Below are 21,014 nucleotides of genomic sequence, written 5' to 3' on the forward strand. Positions count from 1 at the left end.
CCAACAAGGAGAGCAGGGAACCCAGATGGCGGAGCTCACGATCCGGCCGGAGGAGATCCGGGACGCGCTGGAGAACTTCGTCCAGGCGTACAAGCCGGACGCGGCCTCGCGCGAAGAGGTCGGCACGGTCAGCGAGGCCGGTGACGGCATCGCGAAGGTCGAGGGCCTTCCCTCGACGATGGCGAACGAACTGCTGAAGTTCGAGGACGGCACGCTCGGTCTTGCGCTGAACCTGGAAGAGCGCGAGATCGGTGCGGTCATCCTCGGCGAGTTCAGCGGTATCGAGCAGGGCCAGCCGGTGCAGCGCACCGGTGAGGTGCTCTCGGTCGCCGTGGGCGAGGGCTACCTCGGCCGCGTCGTCGACCCGCTGGGCAACCCGATCGACGGTCTCGGCGAGATCGAGTCCGAGGGCCGCCGCGCCCTGGAGCTTCAGGCCCCGGGCGTCATGGTCCGTAAGTCGGTGCACGAGCCCATGGAGACCGGCTACAAGGCCGTCGACTCGATGGTGCCGATCGGCCGCGGCCAGCGTCAGCTGATCATCGGTGACCGCCAGACCGGCAAGACCGCCCTGGCCGTCGACACGATCATCAACCAGCGCGACAACTGGCGCTCGGGCGACCCGAAGAAGCAGGTCCGCTGCATCTACGTCGCCATCGGCCAGAAGGGCTCCACCATCGCGTCCGTGCGCGGTGCGCTGGAGGAGGCCGGCGCCCTGGAGTACACCACCATCGTCGCCGCCCCGGCGTCCGACCCGGCGGGCTTCAAGTACCTGGCGCCCTACACCGGCTCGGCCATCGGCCAGCACTGGATGTACCAGGGCAAGCACGTCCTGATCATCTTCGACGACCTCTCGAAGCAGGCCGACGCCTACCGCGCCGTGTCCCTGCTGCTGCGCCGTCCGCCGGGCCGCGAGGCCTACCCGGGCGACGTCTTCTACCTGCACTCGCGTCTGCTGGAGCGCTGCGCCAAGCTCTCCGACGAGATGGGCGCCGGCTCGATGACCGGCCTGCCGATCGTCGAGACCAAGGCGAACGACGTGTCGGCGTTCATCCCGACCAACGTCATCTCCATCACCGACGGCCAGTGCTTCCTGGAGTCGGACCTCTTCAACGCCAACCAGCGTCCGGCGCTGAACGTGGGTATCTCCGTCTCCCGTGTCGGTGGCTCGGCCCAGCACAAGGCCATGCGCCAGGTCTCCGGCCGACTGCGCGTCGACCTCGCCCAGTACCGCGAGCTGGAGGCGTTCGCCGCCTTCGGTTCCGACCTGGACGCGGCCTCGAAGGCGCAGCTGGAGCGCGGTAAGCGGATGACCGAGCTGCTCAAGCAGGCTCAGTACTCTCCGTACGCGACCGAGGACCAGGTCGTCTCCATCTGGGCCGGCACCAACGGCAAGATGGACGACGTCCCGGTCGAGGACATCCGCCGCTTCGAGCGCGAGCTCCTCGACCACCTCCACCGGGAGAAGAAGGACCTCCTGACCAGCATCCGCGAGGGCGCCAAGATGTCCGACGACACCATCGGTGCGATCGCCGAGGCCGTCGACGGCTTCAAGCGGCAGTTCGAGACCTCGGACGGCAAGCTGCTCGGCGAGGACGCCCCGGCCGGCACCTCCAAGTGACGACGGAAGGGACCTGATCCATGGGAGCCAAGCTCCGGGTCTACAAGCGTCGCATCCGCTCCGTCACCGCGACCAAGAAGATCACCAAGGCGATGGAGATGATCGCCGCCTCGCGCGTCGTCAAGGCGCAGCGCCAGGTGGCGGCGTCGACGCCGTACGCGAGTGAACTGACCCGCGCGGTGACGGCGGTTGCCACGGGCTCGAACACCCAGCACCCGCTGACGACCGAGGTCGAGAAGCCGACCCGGGCCGCGCTGCTGCTCATCACGAGCGACCGCGGTCTGGCCGGCGGCTACTCCTCCAACGTCATCAAGGCCGCGGAGCAGCTCACCGAGCGGCTCAAGGCCGAGGGCAAGGAGGTCGACGCCTACATCGTCGGCCGCAAGGGTGTGTCGTACTACGGCTTCCGCGAGCGCAAGATCGTGGAGTCGTGGACCGGCTTCACCGACAACCCGACGTACGGGGACGCGAAGGCGATCGCCGCACCGCTGATCGAGGCCGTCCAGAAGGACACCGCCGAGGGCGGCGTGGACGAACTCCACATCGTCTTCACCGAGTTCATCTCGATGATGACGCAGACCGCGCTCGACGACCGGCTGCTGCCGCTGTCGCTGGACAAGGCCGCGGCGGAGTCGGCGGAGACGTCCAAGGGCGAGATCCTTCCGCTCTTCGACTTCGAGCCGTCGGCCGAGGACGTCCTCGACGCCCTGCTGCCGCGCTACGTCGAGTCGCGGATCTACAACGCACTCCTGCAGGCCGCCGCCTCCAAGCACGCCGCCACGCGGCGCGCGATGAAGTCGGCGACCGACAACGCAGAAGAGCTCATCAAGTCGCTCTCGCGGCTTGCCAACGCGGCCCGCCAGGCCGAAATCACCCAGGAAATCAGCGAGATCGTCGGTGGCAGTGCCGCACTGGCCGACGCGACCGCGGGGAGTGACTGACAACTATGACCACCACTGTTGAGACGGCCACGGCGACGGGCCGCGTCGCGCGGGTCATCGGCCCGGTCGTCGACGTGGAGTTCCCCGTCGACGCGATGCCGGACATCTACAACGCGCTGACCGTCGAGGTCGCGGACCCGGCCGACGCCGGTGCCACGAAGACCCTGACCCTCGAGGTCGCCCAGCACCTGGGCGAGGGTCTGGTCCGTGCGATCTCCATGCAGCCCACCGACGGCCTGGTCCGCCAGGCCACGGTCACCAACACCGGCAACGGCATCACCGTTCCGGTCGGTGACATCACCAAGGGCAAGGTGTTCAACACCCTTGGTGAGATCCTGAACAAGCCGGAGGCCGAGTCCGAGGTCACCGAGCGCTGGGCGATCCACCGCAAGGCCCCGAACTTCGACCAGCTCGAGTCGAAGACCGAGATGTTCGAGACCGGCGTCAAGGTCATCGACCTGCTGACCCCGTACGTCAAGGGCGGCAAGATCGGTCTGTTCGGCGGCGCCGGCGTCGGCAAGACGGTGCTCATCCAGGAGATGATCTACCGCGTCGCCAACAACCACGACGGTGTCTCCGTGTTCGCCGGTGTCGGCGAGCGCACCCGTGAGGGCAACGACCTCATCGAGGAGATGACGGACTCCGGCGTCATCGACAAGACCGCGCTGGTCTTCGGCCAGATGGACGAGCCCCCGGGCACCCGTCTGCGCGTCGCGCTGGCCGGCCTGACCATGGCCGAGTACTTCCGTGACGTCCAGAAGCAGGACGTGCTGTTCTTCATCGACAACATCTTCCGCTTCACCCAGGCCGGTTCCGAGGTCTCGACCCTGCTCGGCCGGATGCCCTCCGCGGTGGGTTACCAGCCGAACCTGGCCGACGAGATGGGTCTCCTCCAGGAGCGCATCACCTCGACCCGTGGTCACTCGATCACCTCGATGCAGGCGATCTACGTCCCCGCGGACGACCTGACCGACCCGGCGCCGGCGACGACCTTCGCGCACCTCGACGCGACGACGGTCCTCTCCCGTCCGATCTCGGAGAAGGGCATCTACCCGGCGGTCGACCCGCTGGACTCGACGTCCCGGATCCTGGACCCCCGCTACATCTCGCAGGACCACTACGACTGCGCCTCGCGCGTCAAGACGATCCTGCAGAAGTACAAGGACCTCCAGGACATCATCGCGATTCTGGGTATCGACGAGCTGGGCGAGGAGGACAAGCTCACCGTCCACCGTGCCCGTCGTATCGAGCGGTTCCTGTCGCAGAACACCCACGTGGCGAAGCAGTTCACCGGTGTCGACGGCTCGGACGTGCCGCTGGACGAGTCCATCGCCGCGTTCAACGCCATCGCCGAGGGTGAGTACGACCACTTCCCCGAGCAGGCGTTCTTCATGTGCGGTGGCATCGAGGACCTGAAGGCCAATGCCAAGGAGCTGGGCGTCTCCTGACCCCGGCACCGGTCCCGGGGGCGGCCCTGGCCGCCCCCGGCCCGTACGACCACTAGTATTTGACCCAACATCTGCCACGCCAGGCAGGTGGAGACCCGAGGAGCCATCGTGGCTGAGCTGCACGTCGAGTTGGTCGCCGCGGACCGTCAGGTCTGGTCGGGCAAGGCCAGCCTGGTCGTCGCGCGCACCTCGTCGGGCGACATCGGCGTCATGCCCGGACACCAGCCGCTGCTCGGCGTGCTGCAGTCGGGCCCGGTGACGATTCGTACGACCGGCGAGAACGGGGACGGCACCGTCGTCGCCGCGGTGCACGGCGGCTTCATCTCGTTCGCCGACAACAAGCTGTCCCTGCTCGCAGAGGTGGCCGAGCTGTCGGACGAGATCGATGTCCAGCGCGCGGAGCGGGCCCTGGAGCGAGCGAAGTCGGACGCTGACGCGGCCGCCGAGCGTCGCGCCGATGTCCGTCTGCGTGCGGTGACGGGCGTCCACTGAGCCCCGTCACCGACGAGATCGATCCTCAGCCGCGGGCTGCCCGGAATCCTCCGGAGCGGCCCGCGGCTGAGGCAATGCAGGTGCGTTTCCCTATCTCCGGACTCCACCCGGGGGTACACCCAACGAAGCGAGGAGGTCGGTCGAGATGGTCCTCGCTCTGCTTGTGAGCGGCATCGTCCTGGTCCTGGTGCTGCTGGGACTGTTCGTCTTCGGACTGCGCCGGCGGCTCATCCAGCGTTCCGGCGGCACCTTCGACTGCAGCCTGCGCTGGAACGTCCCGGACGGCCAGGACACGGTCGCCGACCCCAGCGGCAAGGGCTGGATCTACGGCGTCGCCCGCTACAACGGCGACCGCATCGAATGGTTCCGGGTGTTCTCCTACGCCCCCCGCCCCCGCCGGATCCTGGAGCGCGACGCGATCGAGGTGCTGCACCGCCGCACCCCCCAGGGCGAGGAGGAACTCGCCCTCCTGTCCGACTCCCTCGTCCTGGCCTGTCGCCACCGCGGCACCCGCCTGGAGCTGGCCATGAGCGAGGACGCCCTCACCGGCTTCCTGGCCTGGCTGGAGGCGGCGCCGCCCGGGCAGAGGGTGAACGTGGCCTAAGGGCCCGCCACCCCCAACTCCTGTGCCAGCACGGCCGCTTGCACCCGGCTGCGCAGCTCCAGCTTCCCCAGCAGCCGGCTCATATGCGTTTTGACGGTGGCCTCCGCCATCGCCAGCCGCAGCGCGATCTCCGCGTTGGACAGCCCCTGTCCCAGACAGCCCAGCACCTCCCGTTCGCGCGGCGTCAGCACGTCCAGGACGGACGGGCCGGGGCCGGTGTGCCTACGGGCGGTGCGCGGCCCGGTGCCGGCGAACTCCGCGATCAGCCGCCGCGTCACCGCGGGAGCGATCAGCCCCTCGCCGGACGCCACCGTGCGCACCGCCGTCACCAGCGTCGCCGCATCGCTGTCCTTGAGCAGAAAGCCGGAGGCCCCCGCCCGCAGCGCCCCGAAGACGTATTCGTCCAGGTCGAAGGTGGTCAGGACCAGGACGTCGGCGAGGTCCTCGGCCACGATCTGCCGGGTCGCGGCGACGCCGTCCAGGCGGGGCATCTGGAGGTCCATCAGGACCAGGTCGGGGCGCAGCTCGCGGGCGAGGCGCACGGCCTCCTCGCCGTCCGCCGCCTCTCCGGCCACCTCGATGCCGGGGGCAGAGCGCAGGATGAGCACCAGCCCGGCCCGTACGGCGGACTGGTCCTCGGCGATCAGCACCCTGATCGGCCCGTTCGCGGCTGTCATCGCGGTGTTTCCTCCTCGGGGGCGGGCAGCGCGGCCCGCACCAGCCAGACGGTACCGGCCGGACCGCTGTGCGGCCCGGCCTCGAACTCCCCGCCCAGCAGGGCGATCCGCTCGCGCATCCCGGTCAGCCCGGCGCCGGAGCCGGGCGCGCGGGGGCCCGGCCGGCCGTCGTAGGGGCTGCGGACGGTGACGGTCAGCGCGGTGCCGGCGTCCTGTGCGAGCCGCACCAGGACCTCGCCGGGCGCGGCGTGCTTGAGCGCATTGGTCAGCGACTCCTGGACGATGCGGTACGCGGCGAGCTCGACCGGTGCGGCCACCGGGGGCGTGGCGGGCGGCGCGTCCAGGGCGAAGGACAGCCCGCTGGCCGCGCCGTTCGTACGGGCCCGCGCCAGGAGGGCCCCGAGGCCGTCCAGGGTGGGCGTGGCGGCCGGCGCCTCGTCGTCGCCCGGTTTTCCCGTGCGCAACAGGCCGATGAGGCGCCGCATTTCGGCCAGGCCCTGCACGCTGTTCTCGCGGATCACGCCGAGCGCGTCGCGGGTCGCCGCCGGGTCGTCGAGGGTCTGCGCGGCGGTGCTGTGGATCGCGATCGCGGACAGATGGCCCGCGACCAGATCGTGCAGCTCCCGCGCCATCCGCGCCCGCTCGCGGATCACCGCCTCCCGGCGGTCCCGCTCGGCCAGCAGCGCCGTCTGCTCGGCGCGCAGCCGGGCGGCCTCCGCCTCGTCGCGGTGGTTGCGGATGGCCATGCCGGTCCAGGCCGGGCACACGGTGACCAGCGCGAGGGCGATGCCGACGTCCAGGACCCGGGAGCTGTGCCAGCAGGCCGCCGTCACTCCGGTCGCCAGCACGGTCAGCAGCACGCTGTACGGGGGGATGCGGCGGGCCGCGGCCGGCCGGCCGTAGAGCACCGCCGCATAGACCAGATCGGTGAACATCAGGTCCGTGGCGAGCAGGCTGGCGCTGGAGACGTCCAGCGCCAGCGCGGGCACCGCGACGGCCAGCGCGGCCATCGGCGCGGTGCGGCGCAGCAGTTCGGCACCGCTCATCGCGGTGAGCGCGACCAGGGTGAGCGAGGGCGACAGCCCGAACTGCGGGGGACCGCCGTGCAGATGCAGCGTCCACAGCAGCAGCCCGCACAGCAGCCCGCCGCCCGCGAGCAGCACATCGTGCCGGTGCGGGCGGCGGGGCGGGGCGGGAAGGCGGGGTCTCAGCGCTCACCGCCCGGCACCCACAGGACGTCGCCGACCTCCTTGTTGGCCGTACGGGCCAGGATGAACAGCAGGTCCGACAGCCGGTTGAGATAGGTGGCGGTCAGCGGGTTCATGGTCTCGCCGTGCTCCTCCAACGCCGCCCAGGTGGCGCGTTCCGCGCGGCGGACGACCGTGCACGCCTGGTGGAGGAGGGCGGCGCCGGGGGTCCCGCCCGGGAGGATGAAGCTGCGGAGCTTTTCCAGCTCGGCCAGGAAGCGGTCGCAGTCGGCCTCCAGCTTGTCGACATAGGTCTGTTCGACGCGCAGCGGCGGGAACTCGGGGTTCTCCACCACCGGCGTCGACAGATCCGCACCGACGTCGAAGAGGTCGTTCTGTACGCGCAGCAGCACCGCGGCGACCTCGTCCGGCAGCGAGCCGAGGGCGAGGGCCACACCGATGGCGGCATTGGCCTCGTTGGCGTCCGCGTAGGCCGCGATCCGCGAATCGGTCTTGGCCGTGCGGCTCATGTCACCGAGGGCGGTGGTGCCCTTGTCCCCGGTGCGGGTGTAGATGCGCGTCAGATTCACCATACGGGCGAGCCTACGCCGCGGCCCTGCGGAACGCCCGGGTGCACAGGGCCATGGACAGGGCGGCGAAGGCGAGCGCGACCAGTGCGCCGTAGAGCACGGCCGAGGAGGCGTACGCACCGACGTACGCCGACCGGACCGCGTCGACGAGATAGCGCAGCGGCATGACATGCGAGAGCACATCGAGCCACGTGGGCCCCAGTGTCATCGGCAGCATCAGCCCGGACAGCAGCATCGACGGCATGGTGACGGCGTTGATGACGGGGCCGAATTCCTGGGGCGTGGACACCTTCATCGCCAGCGCGTACGAGAGCGAGGCGAGCGCCGCGGTCAGCAGGGCGACGAAGACGAAGCCGATGAGGATGCCGGGCAGCGGCGCCCGCAGCCCCATGGCCAGCGCGGCCAGCACCAGCAGCACGGACTGGAAGACGAACAGCGCGGCATCCCGCAGCACCCGTCCCATCAGCAGCGCGGCCCGGCTCACCGGCGTGACCCGCATCCGGTCCACGACCCCGTGCTGCTTCTCCATGATGATCCCGAAACCGCAGAACGCGGCCCCGAACAGGGCGAGTTGGAGCAGCAGGCCGGGCACCAGCAGCTGCCAGGAGCTGCCGGCGGAAGCGAGCGGGAGGTCGGTGAGCAGCGGGCCGAAGAAGAGCAGATAGAGCAGCGGCATCAGCACGCCGAAGAGCATCTGGAGCTTGGAGCGCAGGGTCTGGCGGGCGTAGCGGCCGAAGACCAGCGCGGTGTCGGAGAGGAAGGGGGACAAGACGAACTCCCGGACATCAAGAGGACGGCGAGGGACGGCGGTCAGACGGCGATCGGGGCGGTGTCCTCGGGCACCGCGGCGCGCCGCCCCGTAATGGCGAGGAAGGTGTCCTGGAGCGACGCGTCCGGCGAACCGCCGTGCGCGCGCTTGAGGGCGTCGGGTGTGCCCTCGGCGGCCACCACGCCCTTGTCGACGATCACCAGCCGGTCGGCGAGCGCATCCGCCTCGTCCAGGTAGTGGGTGGTCAGAAAGACGGTGGTGCCGTGCGCGGTACGGATCCGGCGCACCAGATCCCACAGATCGGCGCGGCTGCCGGGGTCGAGTCCGGTGGTCGGCTCGTCCAGGAAGAGCACCTGGGGGCGGTGGGTGAGCCCCATCGCGAGGTCCAGCCGCCGCCGCTGCCCGCCGGAGAGCGCCGCGGTCCGGCGGTCGAGCAGCTCGGTCAGGCCCAGGTCGGCGGCCAGTTCCTCGGTACGGGCCAGGGCCTGGCGTTTGGTGAGGCGGTAGAGCCGGCCCTGGGTGACCAGCTCCTCGCGGACCGAGACATGGGGATCGACGCCGCCGGACTGGGCGACGTATCCGCAGGCGCGGCGCACCTCTGCCGGATCGCGGACCAGATCGCAGCCGGCGACGCTCGCGCGTCCGCCGGTGGGTGCGAGCAGGGTCGTCAGCATCCGCAGGGTGGTGGTCTTGCCGGCGCCGTTGGGACCGAGGAAACCGAGGATCTCGCCGCGCTCGGCGGTGAGGTCGATGCCGCGCACGGCCTCTACGGGGCCGCGCGGGGTGGTGAAGGTCCGGGCGAGTCCGGACGCGCTGATGACGGACATGAGAAGAGAAAAACAGAGAGTCCCCAAATTTGCAATGCCTCCAAAAATTAAGAGAGCCCAGAGATGGGTAGGGTGGAGGCATGGCAGAGGGACTCAGGGAGCGGAAGAAACGGCAGACGCGTCAGTACCTCTCGGACGTGGCCACCGGCCTCTTCCTGGAGCGCGGCTTCGACGCGGTGACCATCGCGGAGATCGCCGAGGCGGCCGATGTCTCCGTCAACACCGTCTACAACTACTTCCCGGCGAAGGAGGACCTCTTCTTCGACCGCAGCAAGGGGCTGATCGACCGGCTGTCGCGGTTCGTACGGGCCCGCGGCGCGGGGGAGTCGGCCGCCGCCGCCGTCCTGCGCGAACTGCGCGAGGAGGTGGAGAGCGTGTCGCCCAAGGTCGGGCTGATCGAGGGCTATGACCGCTTCATGCAGGTCGTCCGGGAATCGGCGGCCCTCCAGGCCCGGCTGTGGCGGGTGCAGCGCGAGCAGTTCGAGAACCTCGAAGCCACCCTCCGCGAGGAGACCGGCGCCGCGGACGACGATCCGCTGCCCGGTCTGATGGCCGGACAGATCAACTGGGTCCACCAGGCCCTGATGACCACCGTCACCGAGGAGATGATCGCCGGCCGCAAGCCCGCGGAGGTCTCGCGCGAGGCGCTGGTGCTCCTGGACGACATGGAGGAGCTGCTGAGCGAAAAGGTCCTCAACTACGCCGTACGGGCGGCGGGCTGACGGCCCGGTGCACCGCCCGTGGGGCCATGTGGGTGTGACGTCCGTCATGGCGGGGGCGGCTCCGGGCCCCCACGGCCTCACCGCGGCGCGACGGGCGGAGTGACTCGCATCTCTTACCCGCCAAAGGATCGTGCTCGCCCGCTAACGTCAGCCTGGACCGACAACTCTCAAGTGCACAGGGCGTTAGGGGACAGCAGTGGCAAGGAAGCTCGCCGTCATCGGGGCCGGACTCATGGGGTCCGGCATCGCGCAGGTCTCCGCCCAGGCGGGGTGGGACGTCGTGCTGCGCGATGTGACGGACGAGGCGCTGGCCCGTGGCAGGGGCGGCATCGAGGCCTCGTACGAGAAGTTCGTCGCCAAGGGCAAGCTGGAGGCGGCCGCGGCCGAGCAGGCGCTGGCGCGGATCACCACCACGACCGACCTCGAAGCCGTCGCCGACGCCGATGTCGTGGTCGAGGCGGTCTTCGAGAAGATCGAGGTCAAGCGGGAGATCTTCCAGACGCTGGACAAGGTCGCCAAGGACGGCGCGGTGCTGGCCTCCAACACCTCCGCCATCCCGATCACCAAGATCGCCGCGGCCACCTCCCGCCCCGAGCGGGTCGTGGGCACCCACTTCTTCTCGCCGGTGCCGATGATGCAGCTGTGCGAGCTGGTGCGCGGCTACAAGACCAGCGACGAAACCCTCGCCGCCGCCCGGGAATTCGCCGAGTCGGTCGGCAAGACCTGCATCGTCGTCAACCGCGATGTGGCCGGCTTCGTCACCACCCGGCTGATCTCGGCGCTCGTCGTCGAGGCCGCCAAGCTCTACGAGTCCGGTGTGGCCACCGCCGAGGACATCGACATCGCCTGCAAGCTGGGCTTCGGCCACGCCATGGGGCCGCTGGCCACCGCCGACCTGACGGGCATCGACATCCTGATGCACGCCACCGACAACATCTACACCGAATCCCAGGACGAGAAGTTCGCACCGCCGGAGATCATGCGGCGGATGGTGGATGCAGGCGATATCGGCCGCAAGAGTGGGCAGGGGTTCTACGAGCACTGATCCCGCCGTTACCGCATCGGGCCGGCAGCCGGCAAGGCACCGGCCCGATGTGCTCACCCTTCGGGGTGAATTCGGTATCGGTTCGCTTACAGGCGGCAACTTCGCCGCATGAGAGGCAGTCAGTTCTGTAGACCTCAAGGGCACAGATCCATCCGAACGGGCCCATCAACCGGGGAGCGCATATGCACATCAGGGGCGATCACGTCGAGCTGGTCGTCGGGGGCCGCCTCGACGTCCGCAGCGCGGCGGACGCCCGTACGGCCCTGCACGCCGCCGTCGACTCCGGCCACGGCGATCTCGTCCTGGACCTGACCGAGCTGGACTCCTGGGACGCCACCGGCCTCGGCGTGATCATGGGTGCGCACCGCCGCGCGGGCCGGGTCAACCGCCGCCTGGTGCTGCGCGGCGTACCACCCCAGATGCAGCGGCTCCTGGTCGCCACGAGGCTGCACCGCATCCTCGCCATCGAGGGCGGGATCGAAGCCGAATCGCTTCCCCGGGTCTGAGACCCCGACCGTGCGGCCCGGCCACCTGACCCGGCCGCGGGACATACCGTGACTTCCGGGATCACCGGGGCATTCGGTACGTTCGACGCGTTCGGGGTGCTGCCGGGCCCCGGCGCTGCGCCGCACCGCATCCCCCGTCTAAGGTTCGGTTGCCCCGCCGTATGGCATCACCACGGCGGTGACCGGACCAGACCAGACGCCACGGCCAGGTGACCCCGGCCACGGCCGGGGGGTGCGAACGGCCGGAAGAGCAGTCGGGCACGCCACATCTGGGAGCTTGCAGCATGGACCCGAACACGGACCGGGGACCTGAGGAGTACGGCGAGCAGGTTCACCCTGCCCAGGCGCCGACGCCCCCGTTCGGCACCCCGCAGGAGGGCTCCGGCGGCCAGGCCCGCGTCGTACGACTGGTCTCCGGCGGCTACCTCGTCACCGTCAACCCCATCGACGGCAGCGAGATAGAGCCCTGCCCGCCCGGCGAACGCCCCGCCGTTCCCGGCAAACTCACCGCCCAGGAACGCACCGAGGCCGCCCGCGCCGCCGCGCCTCCGGTCCCGGCCGGCCCGCCCGGATCCGCGGGCCGCGAGACCGTCCTCGAGGAGCGCTCCGAGGAAACCGAGCGCCTGGTACGGCTGCTCTCGCGCGGCCGATCGGTCCGCGTCACCGGCCCCTCCGGCTCGGGCCGCACCCGCCTGCTGGACGCGGTCGCCGGCGCCTGCGCCGACCTCGCCCCGGACGGCGTCATCCGCCTCTCCGGCTACCACCGCACCCCCACCGACGTCCTCCACGCGCTGTTCGCCGCGGTCTACCGCGCCCCGCGGCACCGCCCCGACCGCCCCGAACTGCTGCGCCGCCTGGGCGCCATCGGCGCGATCGTCGTCCTGGACGACCTGGAATTCGGCGGCACCGGCCTCGACGAACTCCTCGACGCCACCCCCGAATGCGCCTTCCTGATCGCGGCCACCCCCGACGTCCCGGCCCCCAGCGCCGGCTGCCCCCTCGAAGAGGTCTTCCTCGGCGGGATCGGCCGCAGCGCCTGCGTACGGATGCTGGAGCGGGCCGTGGGCCGGTCGCTCACCGCCGACGAGGAGGCCTGGGCCGCCGACCTGTGGTTCGAGTCCGAGGGCCTGCCGCTGCGGTTCGTCCAGGCCGCGGAGCTGCTGCGGCGGCGCGACCGGACCGTGGCCGAGGCGGACGCCGCCGCCCCGGACGGCACCGAGGAGCCGGCCGCCGACGCCGCGGCACCGGACGAGACCGCCGCCACCCCGGGGGCGCACCCCGACGGACCGCTGCCCACCCTGGGCGAGGCCGCCTCCCCCGTACCGCTGCTCGCCGCCCGGCTCGGCCCCGCCGCCCAGGAGACGCTGCGCTTCGCGGTCGCGCTCGGCGGCGAACTGCCCCACCAGTCGCATCTGCCCGCCCTCACCGAGGACACCCACGCGGACGCCGTCCTCGGCGAACTGCTCGACGCGGGCCTGATCTCCCCGGCGGGCTCCCACTACCGGCTCGCCGCCACCGTCGTGGACCAACTGACCGCCGTCGGTTACGCCGAAGGCGCCGCCGCCCGTGCACACACCGCCGCCCAGCACTACGCCTGGTGGGCCGGACACCCCTCGGTCACCCCCGAACGGGCCGCCGCCGAGGCCGATGTGGTGCTGGCCGCGATGGGCGTCCTGACCGGCAGCCGGGAGGCCGGCCACGCCAGTGCGGCGGTGCTGCTCGCCCGTACGGCCGCGCCCGCGTTCGCCGCGGGACTGTACTGGAGCGCCTGGGAGCGCAGTCTGCGGCACGGCCAGGAGGCCGCGCGGCGGTCCGGTGAGGTCGCCGAGGAGGCGTACTTCCACCACGAGCTGGGTGTACTGGCGCTGTGCAGCGGCAGCCTGGACCGGGCGCGCGCCGAACTGGAGGCGTCCATCGGGCTGCGAGGGGTGCTCTCCGACCGCCGCGGCGCGGTCGCCGGGCGGCGGGCGCTGGCGCTGGTCAGCGACCGTTCGCGGGCCGCTTCGGCGGCCGCCGACACGACCGCTCTCAAGCCGGTCGGGCTGAAGGCGGGCACGGGCGCCAAGGCGGCCGCGGCGCCCAAGCCGCCGGCCGGGGCGTCGCCCGACGCCGTCTCGACCGCCAAGCTGCGCGCCGCGCGCCCCGAGCCCGCGGACGCCACCGTCGTCGCCCGGCGGGCGACGGCCTCCACGGGCGGCGCGGCCACCACGGTTCTCCCCGCCACCGGTACGGGTGCCAAGCGCACGGCCCGCCGTAATATCGTCGCCGCGGGCGCCGGTGCGGTGCTGGTCGCCGTCCTGGGCACCGTCATCACGCTCGGGATGACCTCCGGCGGCGACGACTCCAAGGGCGGTCACGTCACCTCGGAGCAGACCACCCCGGACGGCCAGAACCCGGAGCTGCCGACCGACGGGCCCACCTCGGGCTCCGGCCGTCCGTCCACCGGCCCCGGTACGTCCGCACCGGGCCACGCCCGCCACACGGGCCGCCCGTCCCCGTCGGCGAGCGACACCGGTACCGCGTCCCCCACGGACCCGGGCACCCAGCCGTCCGACCCGTCCTCCGGCCCGACGGACCCGACCACCGGGCCCACCGCGCCGACCGACCGGCCGACCGAGCCGACCCACAAGCCGACCTCGACGCCGACGCCCACGCCGACCCAGGACCCGACGCCGACCGAGGATCCGACCCCGACCCAGGGCCCCACGGGCAAGCCGAGCACCCAGAGCCCGTCCCAGTCCACCGCCGCGGGCGCCGGCCCCGACGACACGACCTCCGCGACCGCCTCGGGCACCCCCTCCGGCACGAGCCAGCCCCCGACCGGCACCACCAGCCCGTCGGAAGCGGAAAGCACGGCCTGACACCCGCCCACGGCCCCGCCCCGACAGCCGCCGGGGCGGGATCCCGAGGGAACTCCCGCCCCGCGCCGTTCCGACGGGACTCCTGCCCCGCCTCGTTCCGACGGGACCCCCGCCCCGCCTCGTTCTGCGGGAACTCCCGCCCCCACCCCGCACGTTGTGGCCCGTAAGGGGGCCTTGCATCCCCTAGGGGATCCGTTCGACCGCCCCCTAAGGGTTGCCGGGATCCCCCTAAGGGTCGCCCGGATCAGAACAGCCGCAGCTTGTCGTCCTCGATGCCGCGCAGGCCGTCGTAGTCCAGGACGACGCAGCCGATACCGCGGTCGGTGGCCAGTACGCGGGCCTGGGGCTTGATTTCCTGAGCTGCGAAGATGCCCTTGACGGGCGCCAAGTGCGGGTCGCGGTTGAGGAGTTCGAGATAGCGGGTGAGCTGCTCCACGCCGTCGATCTCGCCGCGTCGTTTGATCTCCACGGCCACGGTCTGGCCGTCCGCGTCACGGCACAAGATATCCACGGGGCCAATGGCAGTGGGGTATTCACGCCGAATCAGGGAATAGCCCTCGCCGAGGGTTTCGATCCGGTCGGCGAGCAGCTCCTGAAGGTGGGCCTCCACACCGTCCTTGATGAGGCCGGGGTCGACGCCGAGCTCGTGCGAGGAGTCGTGCAGGACCTCCTCCAGGGTGATGATGAGCTTCTCGCCACCCTTGTTCTCCACCGTCCACACACCGCCGTCGCCCTCCTTGAGGGAGCAGGGCGGGGACATCCAGTTGAGGGGTTTGTAGGCCCGGTCATCCGCGTGAATGGAGACGGAGCCGTCCGCCTTCACCAGGATGAGACGGGGGGCCGAGGGAAGGTGGGCGGTGAGCCGGCCCGCGTAGTCCACGGAGCAGCGGGCGATGACGAGACGCATGGGGCGAAACGCTACTCGACCGGGGGCCGCCCGCGCGATTCGCCCTGGGCGCACGGTCTCTTTACGGCGGAAATCCCCGCACCCCCGGCGCTGACCAATGGCCGGTTGTATGTGCAATCTCCTGGTGCGCGCCTCTTGTGCGGCATACCGTTGAAGCGGGGGGTCGTGAGGCGAACACGCTCTGTCGCCGAGCCCCTTGTCCCGTCCCTAGGCCCCGTCCGTCCCGACGGGGCCGCGAGAGGAGAACCTCATGTCGCTCGACGTCTCACCGGCCCTCCTCGAACAGGCCGAGCGAGGCGAGGTCGACGAAGCCGCATTTGTCGACTGCGTCCGGAACTCCCTGCCTTATGCATGGGGGATGATCAGCTCGCTGGTGGCACAGCTGAAGGTGGACGGCGGTCAGTTCGCCGACAACCAGACGCCGCCGCCGGACGAGCAGGCGCGCGGCCAGCTGCTGCGCGCGCTGGCGAGTGACGCCATTCGTGGTTCGCTGGAGCGCCACTTCGGTGTGCGGCTGGCTTTTCAGAACTGCCACCGGGTCGCGGTCTTCCCGCTCGACCCGGCCGTGGACGACCGCCTGGCCAAGTTCACCTCGATCCGGGGCCAGCTGCTGAACCAGTCGCCCGAACTGCGCGACTGCTGATCGGAGTTGCTGCCGCTGCGCACGACGCGGGGGGCGCACCGCGTCCGTGCGCCGGCGGCAGCACCACCGAGTGACGGCTGGCCCCGCCGGAAGTACGGCGCGCGAACGACCGCACCACGTGCACCGCGTGCACCTTGGGGAACACCGCACACCGCTCCGCCCCGTCCGGCGGAGTCACCCCAGCTGTGGCAGCACTTCCGCGCCCAGCCGCCGGACGTTCTCCTCGGTGGCGGCGAGATCGCCGGAGCCCTCGACGAGCAGCGCGAACCGCGTGATGCCCGTACGCTCCGCCGTCGCCGCCAGCCGGTCCGCGCACAGATCCGGCGGGCCGACGGGATGCACCCCGCACAACAGCTCCGTGTACGCCAGCGGATCCCGCATGGTGCGGTAGCGGCCGTCGACCGTCACATGCGCGCCCAGCCCCTGCCGCAGCCAGCCGGGCATCGCCTTCATCAGCGTTTCGACGGCATCGTCCCGGCGGTCGGCGATCTGCACCACGCCCGCCGACACATGGCCGGCCGTGGCCACTTCGTCGCCGTCCCGGCCGGCCGCCAGCGCCGCCGACCGCCACAGCGCGACCATCTCCGCCTTCTCGTCGTCGCCGCAGTGCATCCCGAGCAGCATCGGCAGTCCGCGCTCGGCGGCGAGCCGTACGGACGCGGGCGAGGTGCAGGCGACGACCACGGGCGGGCCGCAGGACGTGGTGTCCGGATCGGTCAGCGCCTCGACGGGACGAGGGACGACGGCCACCTCCCGGAACGCATAGCGCTCACCCGCCGCACCGACCCGCGGTTCGCGCAGCCAGCGCAGCAGCAGATCCAGCGATTCGGGGAAGCCGTGGTCGTACGCGGCGAGGCCGGAGCCGAAGACCTCCAGGTCCACCCAGGGCCCGCCGCGGCCGACGCCGAGCGTGAACCGGCCCTCGGAGGTCACATGCAGCAGCGCCGCCTGCTCGCCGAGCGCCACCGGATGCTGGGTCGGCAGCACGCTGATCGCCGTACCGACCCCGATCCGGCGGGTGCGGCCCAGCAGCAGCGCGGCCAGCGTCACCGCGTTCGGGCAGACGCCGTACGGCACGAAGTGGTGTTCCGCCAGCCAGACATCGGTCAGTCCGGCCTCCTCCGCCACCTCGGCGGAGCGCACCGCGCGGTGCAGTGCTTCCCCCTGTCCCTGACCGGGGAATTGAGCGGCCAGGATGAAGGCCCCAACGCGCATCGCTCTCTGCCTCCCTCGCAGCCGACGCGACTTCCCCCTTACAGGCAACAACGTGCGACACGTGCCAAGGGCACGGCCTGACGGGAAATTTCCCGATGATCGCAGAAACCTGTTGGGGGGCGTTCGCCCCTGACCGGGCCGCGTACGCTGGTGACCACCCTCCCCCCGGTTCGACTCCGCTTGCCCGGGGCCCGTCCCCGCAGATTGCCCGAGGTGTTCAGTGTCCCCGCGTCGAAACCGCCAGCGCGGCGGTGCGAAGCCCGCCGACCGCACGGGTGGCGACCGTTACGGCCTGGAGAAGACCGAGGAATGGCGCGGCGAGGAGTGGGTCGTACGGCAGGTCGGAGGCTCCGGCGCGGCCAAGCACTACCGCTGCCCCGGCTGTGACCAGGAGATCCCTCCGGGGGTGCCGCATGTCGTGGCCTGGCCGCAACACGGCGATGTCGACGACCGCCGGCACTGGCACAAAGCGTGCTGGAACGCACGGGACCGCCGGAGCGCACGGCTCCAGCGGTCCCGAAATGCGCCCAGGTACTGAAGTCCCGGGCGTGCTGCGGCGCTACACGTCGCGCTGCTCCTGGACGACGAAGGCGGCGGCCAGGGCCACGGCGGCGACACCGGTCACGATCCACAGTGGGGTCCAGCCCTCCGGGCCGGAATGGTCCGCGAGGAACGGAATGCCGTACAGGGTCGCCAGGGAGTTGGGGACCGAGTAGTTGATCAGCGCCTCCATGAGCCACTTCAGGCTGGTCGCGCCGATCATGAAGACCGCGAGCAGCATCGGCAGCAGGACCACGCCGAACATGGCGCTGATGGCGCCGGCCGAATGCCGCAGCAGGGAGCCCACGGCCAGGGCCAGCAGGCCGAGCATCGAGACGTACAGGCCGGAGCCCACCGTGGACCGCAGCCATTCGTCGGTCGTCGGCTCCGGGCCGTCGACCATGCCGGACATCGCCAGCGCGACGAGTGAGGTGGACAGCGTCGTGATCACGAACGCGAGCCCGAAGAAGACGATCGCCTTGGCGGCGAGCACCCGGGACCGGCCGGGGCAGGCGGTCATGGTGGTCCGGATCATCCCCGTGCCGTACTCGGAGGAGATCACCAGGACGCCGAGCGGGATGATGCACAGGGTGCCCAGCATGACGCTGAAGAACCCGAAGGCGGTCCGGGGGCTGACGGCGTGGCCCGACATGGCGGTGGCGGTGAGCAGGCCGATGCCGACGATCAGCGCGACCATGACGCCCAGCGTCCAGATCGTCGAGCGCACCGAGCGGATCTTGGTCCACTCGGAGGCCAGGGCGTGGCCGAGGTGGGTGGAGTTCACCGGGATCGGAGAGACGTAACCGCCCTGGCCCGCCTGCCAGTTGGGGGCCTGCGGGGCCTGGCCCGGGGGCGCCGCCGGGGGCTGCGGGGCCTGCGGCTGATGCGCCTGAGGCTGCTGCGGGGCCTGCGGTTGCTGCGGCGGGGCGGCCTGGGCCTGGAGCATCATCGTGCCCGCGTCCTTGCCGGGGCCGTGCGCGGCGAGCGGCTGGGGCTGCGGCTGGGCCTGGGGGAGCGGCTGGGCCTGGAGCATCATCGTGCCGGCCTCTTTGGCGGGCGCGGCGCCGGGAGCGGCGGCGGGCTGCTGCGGCTGCTGCGGCGGGGCGGCCTGCGCCTGGAGCATCATCGTGCCGGCTTCCTTGGGCGCCGCCGGTGCGGCCGGGGGCTGCTCCGGGGAGGCGGGCGGCATCGGGGGCGCCGCCGGCATCGGCTGCGGCTGGGCGCCGGCGCCGTGCGGGCCGGGCTCCGGCTGGGGCTGCTGAGGGCTGGTCATCGGGCGTCCTCGTTCTGCGGCGTGGGCATGGCGGCGGGGGCGGCGGGCGCTGAGGCGGCCGGCGGCATCGGCGCGACGGCCTGCGCCGGCTGCCCGTACGGGTGGGGCGCGCCGTACTGCTCGGGTGCCCCGTACGGGTGACCCGGAGCCTGGCCCGGCGGCGGATAACCCGGCCCCGGAACGCCGGGCGCCTGCGGGGCATACGGCTGCTGCATATGCGGCTGGCCGGGCGCATAACCCTGCGGCATCTGCTGAGCCATCTGCTGCGCCATGTGCTGCGGCATCTGCTGCTGCAGCCCGGCGCGCTGGTCGCTCGTCGAGCGGTAGTCCACGGCACCCTGGGTGAGCCGCATGTACGCCTCCTCCAGGGAAGCCTGGTGCGGCGACAGCTCCCACAGGCGGACATCGGCCGCATGGGCCAGATCGCTGATCCTCGGCAGCGGCAGTCCGGTCACCTTCAGCGCGCCGTCCGGCTCGGGTTCGACCTGACCGCCCGCCTCACCGAGCGCGGCGGTCAGCTTCTCGCGCTGTTCGGGCTCGGTGTCGGGCGTGCGCACCCGGGCGAAGTCGGCGGAGTTGGCCGAAATGAAGTCCTTGACGGGCATGTCGGCGAGCAGCTGGCCGCGGCCGATCACGATCAGGTGCTCGGCGGTGAGCGCCATTTCGCTCATCAGGTGCGAGGAGACGAAGACCGTACGGCCCTCGGCCGCCAGCTGCTTCATCAGATTGCGCACCCACAGGATGCCCTCGGGGTCGAGGCCGTTGACCGGCTCGTCGAAGAGCAGCACCTGCGGATCGCCGAGCAGCGCCGCGGCGATGCCCAGGCGCTGGCCCATACCGAGCGAGAAGCCCTTGGAACGCCGCGTCGCGACCTGCTGGAGGCCCACCACACCGAGCACCTCGTCGACCCGGCGCGCCGGGATGCCCGAGAGCTGTGCCAGCGACAGCAGATGCGCCCGCGCGCTGCGGCCGCCGTGCACGGCCTTGGCGTCGAGCAGCGCGCCCACCTGGCGGGGTGCGTTGGGGAGCTTGCGGAAGGGCCGGCCGGCGATCGTGGCGTGCCCCGATGTCGGGGTGTCGAGCCCCAGGATCATCCGCATCGTCGTCGACTTGCCGGAGCCGTTGGGCCCCAGGAAGCCGGTGACGGTTCCCGGCCGTACCTGGAACGACAGGTTGTGCACGGCCGTCTTGGCGCCGTAGCGCTTCGTCAGGCCGACTGCCTCGATCATTCTCCGCCCCTCGCGTGGTGGTCGGGGCAGAGGCGCCCTCGTACCCCCGTGAGGGTTATGAGGCTATCGGGAGGTTGACGGTTCCATCCACTTCGCGGTGCGGGCCGCCGCGGGGGTGCGCCGGGGACCCGTCCCGTACGGCGTCAGGCGTCGCGCTTCTTCAGGACGACGAAGCCGCCCACGAGCGCCGCCACGGTCCACCCGACCATGATCCCCAGGCCGCCCCACGGGCCGTACGGGACCTCGTCGGCAACCCTCGGCACCACCTGCATGATCTTCTGGCCCGCCTGGTCGGGAAGGTAGCGGCCGATTTTCCGGGTGGCCGAGACATTGCCGAGGATGTTGGAGATCAGGAAGAAGAACGGCATCAGGATGCCCAGCGAGAGCATCGGGCTGCGCAGCATCGCGGCGATGCCCATGGAGAACAGCGCGATGAGCGTCATATAGAGGCCGCCGCCGATGACCGCGCGCAGGACGTCGGGATCGCCGAGGTGCGCACGGAGCGCGCCGAGGGCCGCCTGGCCGGCGAAGAACGCCGCGAAGCTCGTCGCCATGCCGACCACGAGGACCAGCGCGGTGGCCACCAGCAGCTTGCAGGACAGAAAGGTGGCGCGCTGCGGTACGGCGGCCAGCGAGGCCCGGATCATCCCGGTGCTGTACTCGTTGGAGACCACCAGCACCCCGAAGACGATCATCGCGAGCTGCCCCAGGCCCATCCCGGCGAAGCTGATGTTCGTCGGGTCGAAGGCGACCCGGCGGTCGGCCGTCATCGAGCCGAAGTCGTGCCGGGCCAGGGTGCAGATCAGCACGCCCAGCGCGAGGGTGACGACCACCGCGACGCCCAGCGTCCACACCGTCGACCGCACCGATCTGATCTTGGTCCATTCCGAGCGCAGGACCTGGGTGACCACCGCCATCGG

General features: G+C 71.4%; 21 protein-coding genes. 11 read left to right on the forward strand and 10 right to left on the reverse strand.

Features of this window, described 5'->3' with window-relative positions:
- The first annotated feature begins 25 nt into the window (after positions 1 to 25).
- The 5 genes from atpA (at position 26) to B1H19_RS27560 (ending at position 5,103) form a co-directional block, all read left to right on the forward strand.
- Positions 26 to 1,618 (forward strand): F0F1 ATP synthase subunit alpha, encoded by a 1,593-nt coding sequence (gene atpA / locus B1H19_RS27540; RefSeq protein ID WP_083107428.1) that lies wholly within the window; start codon positions 26 to 28, stop codon positions 1,616 to 1,618.
- A 20-nt stretch (positions 1,619 to 1,638) separates the two neighbouring features.
- Positions 1,639 to 2,559, forward strand: coding sequence for a F0F1 ATP synthase subunit gamma (locus tag B1H19_RS27545; RefSeq protein ID WP_083107429.1), 921 nt, complete (start codon positions 1,639 to 1,641; stop codon positions 2,557 to 2,559).
- A gap of 5 nt (positions 2,560 to 2,564) precedes the next feature.
- Complete coding sequence (gene atpD / locus B1H19_RS27550) at positions 2,565 to 4,007, forward strand: F0F1 ATP synthase subunit beta (RefSeq protein ID WP_083107430.1); 1,443 nt, start codon at positions 2,565 to 2,567, stop codon at positions 4,005 to 4,007.
- 108 nt (positions 4,008 to 4,115) lie between these two features.
- A complete protein-coding gene (locus B1H19_RS27555; protein WP_083107431.1) occupies positions 4,116 to 4,499 on the forward strand; it encodes a F0F1 ATP synthase subunit epsilon in 384 nt (127 codons plus the stop codon).
- 145 nt (positions 4,500 to 4,644) lie between these two features.
- Positions 4,645 to 5,103, forward strand: coding sequence for a DUF2550 domain-containing protein (locus B1H19_RS27560; protein ID WP_083107432.1), 459 nt, complete (start codon positions 4,645 to 4,647; stop codon positions 5,101 to 5,103).
- On the opposite strand, the gene B1H19_RS27565 is transcribed toward B1H19_RS27560, so the two are convergent.
- Genes B1H19_RS27565 through B1H19_RS27585 form a run of 5 tightly spaced genes read right to left on the reverse strand, consistent with a single transcriptional unit; the run spans position 5,100 to position 9,153 of the window.
- Positions 5,100 to 5,780 (reverse strand): response regulator, encoded by a 681-nt coding sequence (locus B1H19_RS27565; RefSeq protein WP_083107433.1) that lies wholly within the window; start codon positions 5,778 to 5,780, stop codon positions 5,100 to 5,102. The two genes, B1H19_RS27560 and B1H19_RS27565, sit on opposite strands and share 4 nt — an antisense overlap.
- On the reverse strand, positions 5,777 to 6,991 hold the full coding sequence (locus B1H19_RS27570) for a sensor histidine kinase (RefSeq protein WP_083107434.1): 1,215 nt from the start codon (positions 6,989 to 6,991) through the stop codon (positions 5,777 to 5,779). The genes B1H19_RS27565 and B1H19_RS27570 overlap by 4 nt, the downstream gene beginning before the upstream one ends.
- Positions 6,988 to 7,560: a cob(I)yrinic acid a,c-diamide adenosyltransferase gene (locus tag B1H19_RS27575; protein ID WP_083107435.1), complete on the reverse strand. Its 573-nt coding sequence runs from the start codon at positions 7,558 to 7,560 to the stop codon at positions 6,988 to 6,990. Before B1H19_RS27575 ends, B1H19_RS27570 begins: the two co-directional genes overlap by 4 nt.
- A gap of 10 nt (positions 7,561 to 7,570) precedes the next feature.
- Positions 7,571 to 8,326, reverse strand: coding sequence for an ABC transporter permease (locus tag B1H19_RS27580; protein ID WP_083107436.1), 756 nt, complete (start codon positions 8,324 to 8,326; stop codon positions 7,571 to 7,573).
- Positions 8,327 to 8,367: 41 nt separating this feature from the next.
- A complete protein-coding gene (locus tag B1H19_RS27585; RefSeq protein WP_083107437.1) occupies positions 8,368 to 9,153 on the reverse strand; it encodes an ABC transporter ATP-binding protein in 786 nt (261 codons plus the stop codon).
- Between the two features lie 80 nt (positions 9,154 to 9,233).
- Here B1H19_RS27585 and B1H19_RS27590 point away from each other — a divergent pair, with 80 nt between their 5' ends.
- The 4 genes from B1H19_RS27590 (at position 9,234) to B1H19_RS27605 (ending at position 14,287) form a co-directional block, all read left to right on the forward strand.
- Entirely contained in the window at positions 9,234 to 9,875 is a 642-nt protein-coding gene (locus tag B1H19_RS27590) for a TetR/AcrR family transcriptional regulator (protein WP_083107438.1), read from the forward strand.
- A gap of 196 nt (positions 9,876 to 10,071) precedes the next feature.
- Positions 10,072 to 10,920 carry a 3-hydroxyacyl-CoA dehydrogenase family protein gene (locus B1H19_RS27595; RefSeq protein WP_083107439.1) on the forward strand — a complete coding sequence of 283 codons (849 nt, stop codon included), beginning with the start codon at positions 10,072 to 10,074 and terminating at the stop codon, positions 10,918 to 10,920.
- Positions 10,921 to 11,102: 182 nt separating this feature from the next.
- Positions 11,103 to 11,426 (forward strand): STAS domain-containing protein, encoded by a 324-nt coding sequence (locus tag B1H19_RS27600; protein ID WP_083107440.1) that lies wholly within the window; start codon positions 11,103 to 11,105, stop codon positions 11,424 to 11,426.
- Between the two features lie 284 nt (positions 11,427 to 11,710).
- Positions 11,711 to 14,287 carry an ATP-binding protein gene (locus B1H19_RS27605; RefSeq protein WP_083107441.1) on the forward strand — a complete coding sequence of 859 codons (2,577 nt, stop codon included), beginning with the start codon at positions 11,711 to 11,713 and terminating at the stop codon, positions 14,285 to 14,287.
- A gap of 244 nt (positions 14,288 to 14,531) precedes the next feature.
- On the opposite strand, the gene nucS is transcribed toward B1H19_RS27605, so the two are convergent.
- Positions 14,532 to 15,194: an endonuclease NucS gene (nucS, locus tag B1H19_RS27610; RefSeq protein WP_030065559.1), complete on the reverse strand. Its 663-nt coding sequence runs from the start codon at positions 15,192 to 15,194 to the stop codon at positions 14,532 to 14,534.
- Between the two features lie 250 nt (positions 15,195 to 15,444).
- Between nucS and B1H19_RS27615 the strand changes: the two genes are divergently transcribed.
- Positions 15,445 to 15,837, forward strand: coding sequence for an SCO5389 family protein (locus tag B1H19_RS27615; RefSeq protein ID WP_046925967.1), 393 nt, complete (start codon positions 15,445 to 15,447; stop codon positions 15,835 to 15,837).
- 174 nt (positions 15,838 to 16,011) lie between these two features.
- On the opposite strand, the gene B1H19_RS27620 is transcribed toward B1H19_RS27615, so the two are convergent.
- Complete coding sequence (locus B1H19_RS27620; protein WP_083107442.1) at positions 16,012 to 17,052, reverse strand: LLM class flavin-dependent oxidoreductase; 1,041 nt, start codon at positions 17,050 to 17,052, stop codon at positions 16,012 to 16,014.
- A gap of 220 nt (positions 17,053 to 17,272) precedes the next feature.
- On the opposite strand from B1H19_RS27620, the gene B1H19_RS27625 reads away from it, so the two are divergent.
- A complete protein-coding gene (locus tag B1H19_RS27625) occupies positions 17,273 to 17,590 on the forward strand; it encodes an ATP/GTP-binding protein (protein WP_083107443.1) in 318 nt (105 codons plus the stop codon).
- Between the two features lie 21 nt (positions 17,591 to 17,611).
- On the opposite strand, the gene B1H19_RS27630 is transcribed toward B1H19_RS27625, so the two are convergent.
- The 3 genes from B1H19_RS27630 to B1H19_RS27640 all read right to left on the reverse strand — a co-directional run bounded on the left by B1H19_RS27630 (position 17,612) and on the right by B1H19_RS27640 (position 21,011).
- Entirely contained in the window at positions 17,612 to 18,865 is a 1,254-nt protein-coding gene (locus B1H19_RS27630) for an ABC transporter permease (RefSeq protein ID WP_083107444.1), read from the reverse strand.
- On the reverse strand, positions 18,862 to 20,094 hold the full coding sequence (locus tag B1H19_RS27635) for an ABC transporter ATP-binding protein (protein ID WP_083107445.1): 1,233 nt from the start codon (positions 20,092 to 20,094) through the stop codon (positions 18,862 to 18,864). Before B1H19_RS27635 ends, B1H19_RS27630 begins: the two co-directional genes overlap by 4 nt.
- Positions 20,095 to 20,237: 143 nt before the next feature.
- Complete coding sequence (locus B1H19_RS27640; protein WP_083107446.1) at positions 20,238 to 21,011, reverse strand: ABC transporter permease; 774 nt, start codon at positions 21,009 to 21,011, stop codon at positions 20,238 to 20,240.
- Between the last annotated feature and the right edge of the window lie 3 nt (positions 21,012 to 21,014).

The sequence above is a fragment of the Streptomyces gilvosporeus genome, assembly GCF_002082195.1.
Classification (GTDB): Bacteria; Actinomycetota; Actinomycetes; order Streptomycetales; family Streptomycetaceae; genus Streptomyces; species Streptomyces gilvosporeus.

Bases quoted from the DNA above. Each gene is read 5' to 3' on its own strand.
- atpD (WP_083107430.1), top strand. From the start codon at position 2,565: ATGACCACCACTGTTGAGACGGCCACGGCGACGGGCCGCGTCGCGCGG.
- B1H19_RS27605 (WP_083107441.1), top strand. From the start codon at position 11,711: ATGGACCCGAACACGGACCGGGGACCTGAGGAGTACGGCGAGCAGGTT.
- nucS (WP_030065559.1), bottom strand. From the start codon at position 15,194: ATGCGTCTCGTCATCGCCCGCTGCTCCGTGGACTACGCGGGCCGGCTC.
- atpA (WP_083107428.1), top strand. From the start codon at position 26: ATGGCGGAGCTCACGATCCGGCCGGAGGAGATCCGGGACGCGCTGGAG.
- B1H19_RS27620 (WP_083107442.1), bottom strand. From the start codon at position 17,052: ATGCGCGTTGGGGCCTTCATCCTGGCCGCTCAATTCCCCGGTCAGGGA.
- B1H19_RS27585 (WP_083107437.1), bottom strand. From the start codon at position 9,153: ATGTCCGTCATCAGCGCGTCCGGACTCGCCCGGACCTTCACCACCCCG.
- B1H19_RS27600 (WP_083107440.1), top strand. From the start codon at position 11,103: ATGCACATCAGGGGCGATCACGTCGAGCTGGTCGTCGGGGGCCGCCTC.
- B1H19_RS27560 (WP_083107432.1), top strand. From the start codon at position 4,645: ATGGTCCTCGCTCTGCTTGTGAGCGGCATCGTCCTGGTCCTGGTGCTG.
- B1H19_RS27590 (WP_083107438.1), top strand. From the start codon at position 9,234: ATGGCAGAGGGACTCAGGGAGCGGAAGAAACGGCAGACGCGTCAGTAC.
- B1H19_RS27630 (WP_083107444.1), bottom strand. From the start codon at position 18,865: ATGACCAGCCCTCAGCAGCCCCAGCCGGAGCCCGGCCCGCACGGCGCC.
- B1H19_RS27565 (WP_083107433.1), bottom strand. From the start codon at position 5,780: ATGACAGCCGCGAACGGGCCGATCAGGGTGCTGATCGCCGAGGACCAG.
- B1H19_RS27545 (WP_083107429.1), top strand. From the start codon at position 1,639: ATGGGAGCCAAGCTCCGGGTCTACAAGCGTCGCATCCGCTCCGTCACC.
- B1H19_RS27615 (WP_046925967.1), top strand. From the start codon at position 15,445: ATGTCGCTCGACGTCTCACCGGCCCTCCTCGAACAGGCCGAGCGAGGC.
- B1H19_RS27575 (WP_083107435.1), bottom strand. From the start codon at position 7,560: ATGGTGAATCTGACGCGCATCTACACCCGCACCGGGGACAAGGGCACC.
- B1H19_RS27635 (WP_083107445.1), bottom strand. From the start codon at position 20,094: ATGATCGAGGCAGTCGGCCTGACGAAGCGCTACGGCGCCAAGACGGCC.
- B1H19_RS27640 (WP_083107446.1), bottom strand. From the start codon at position 21,011: ATGGCGGTGGTCACCCAGGTCCTGCGCTCGGAATGGACCAAGATCAGA.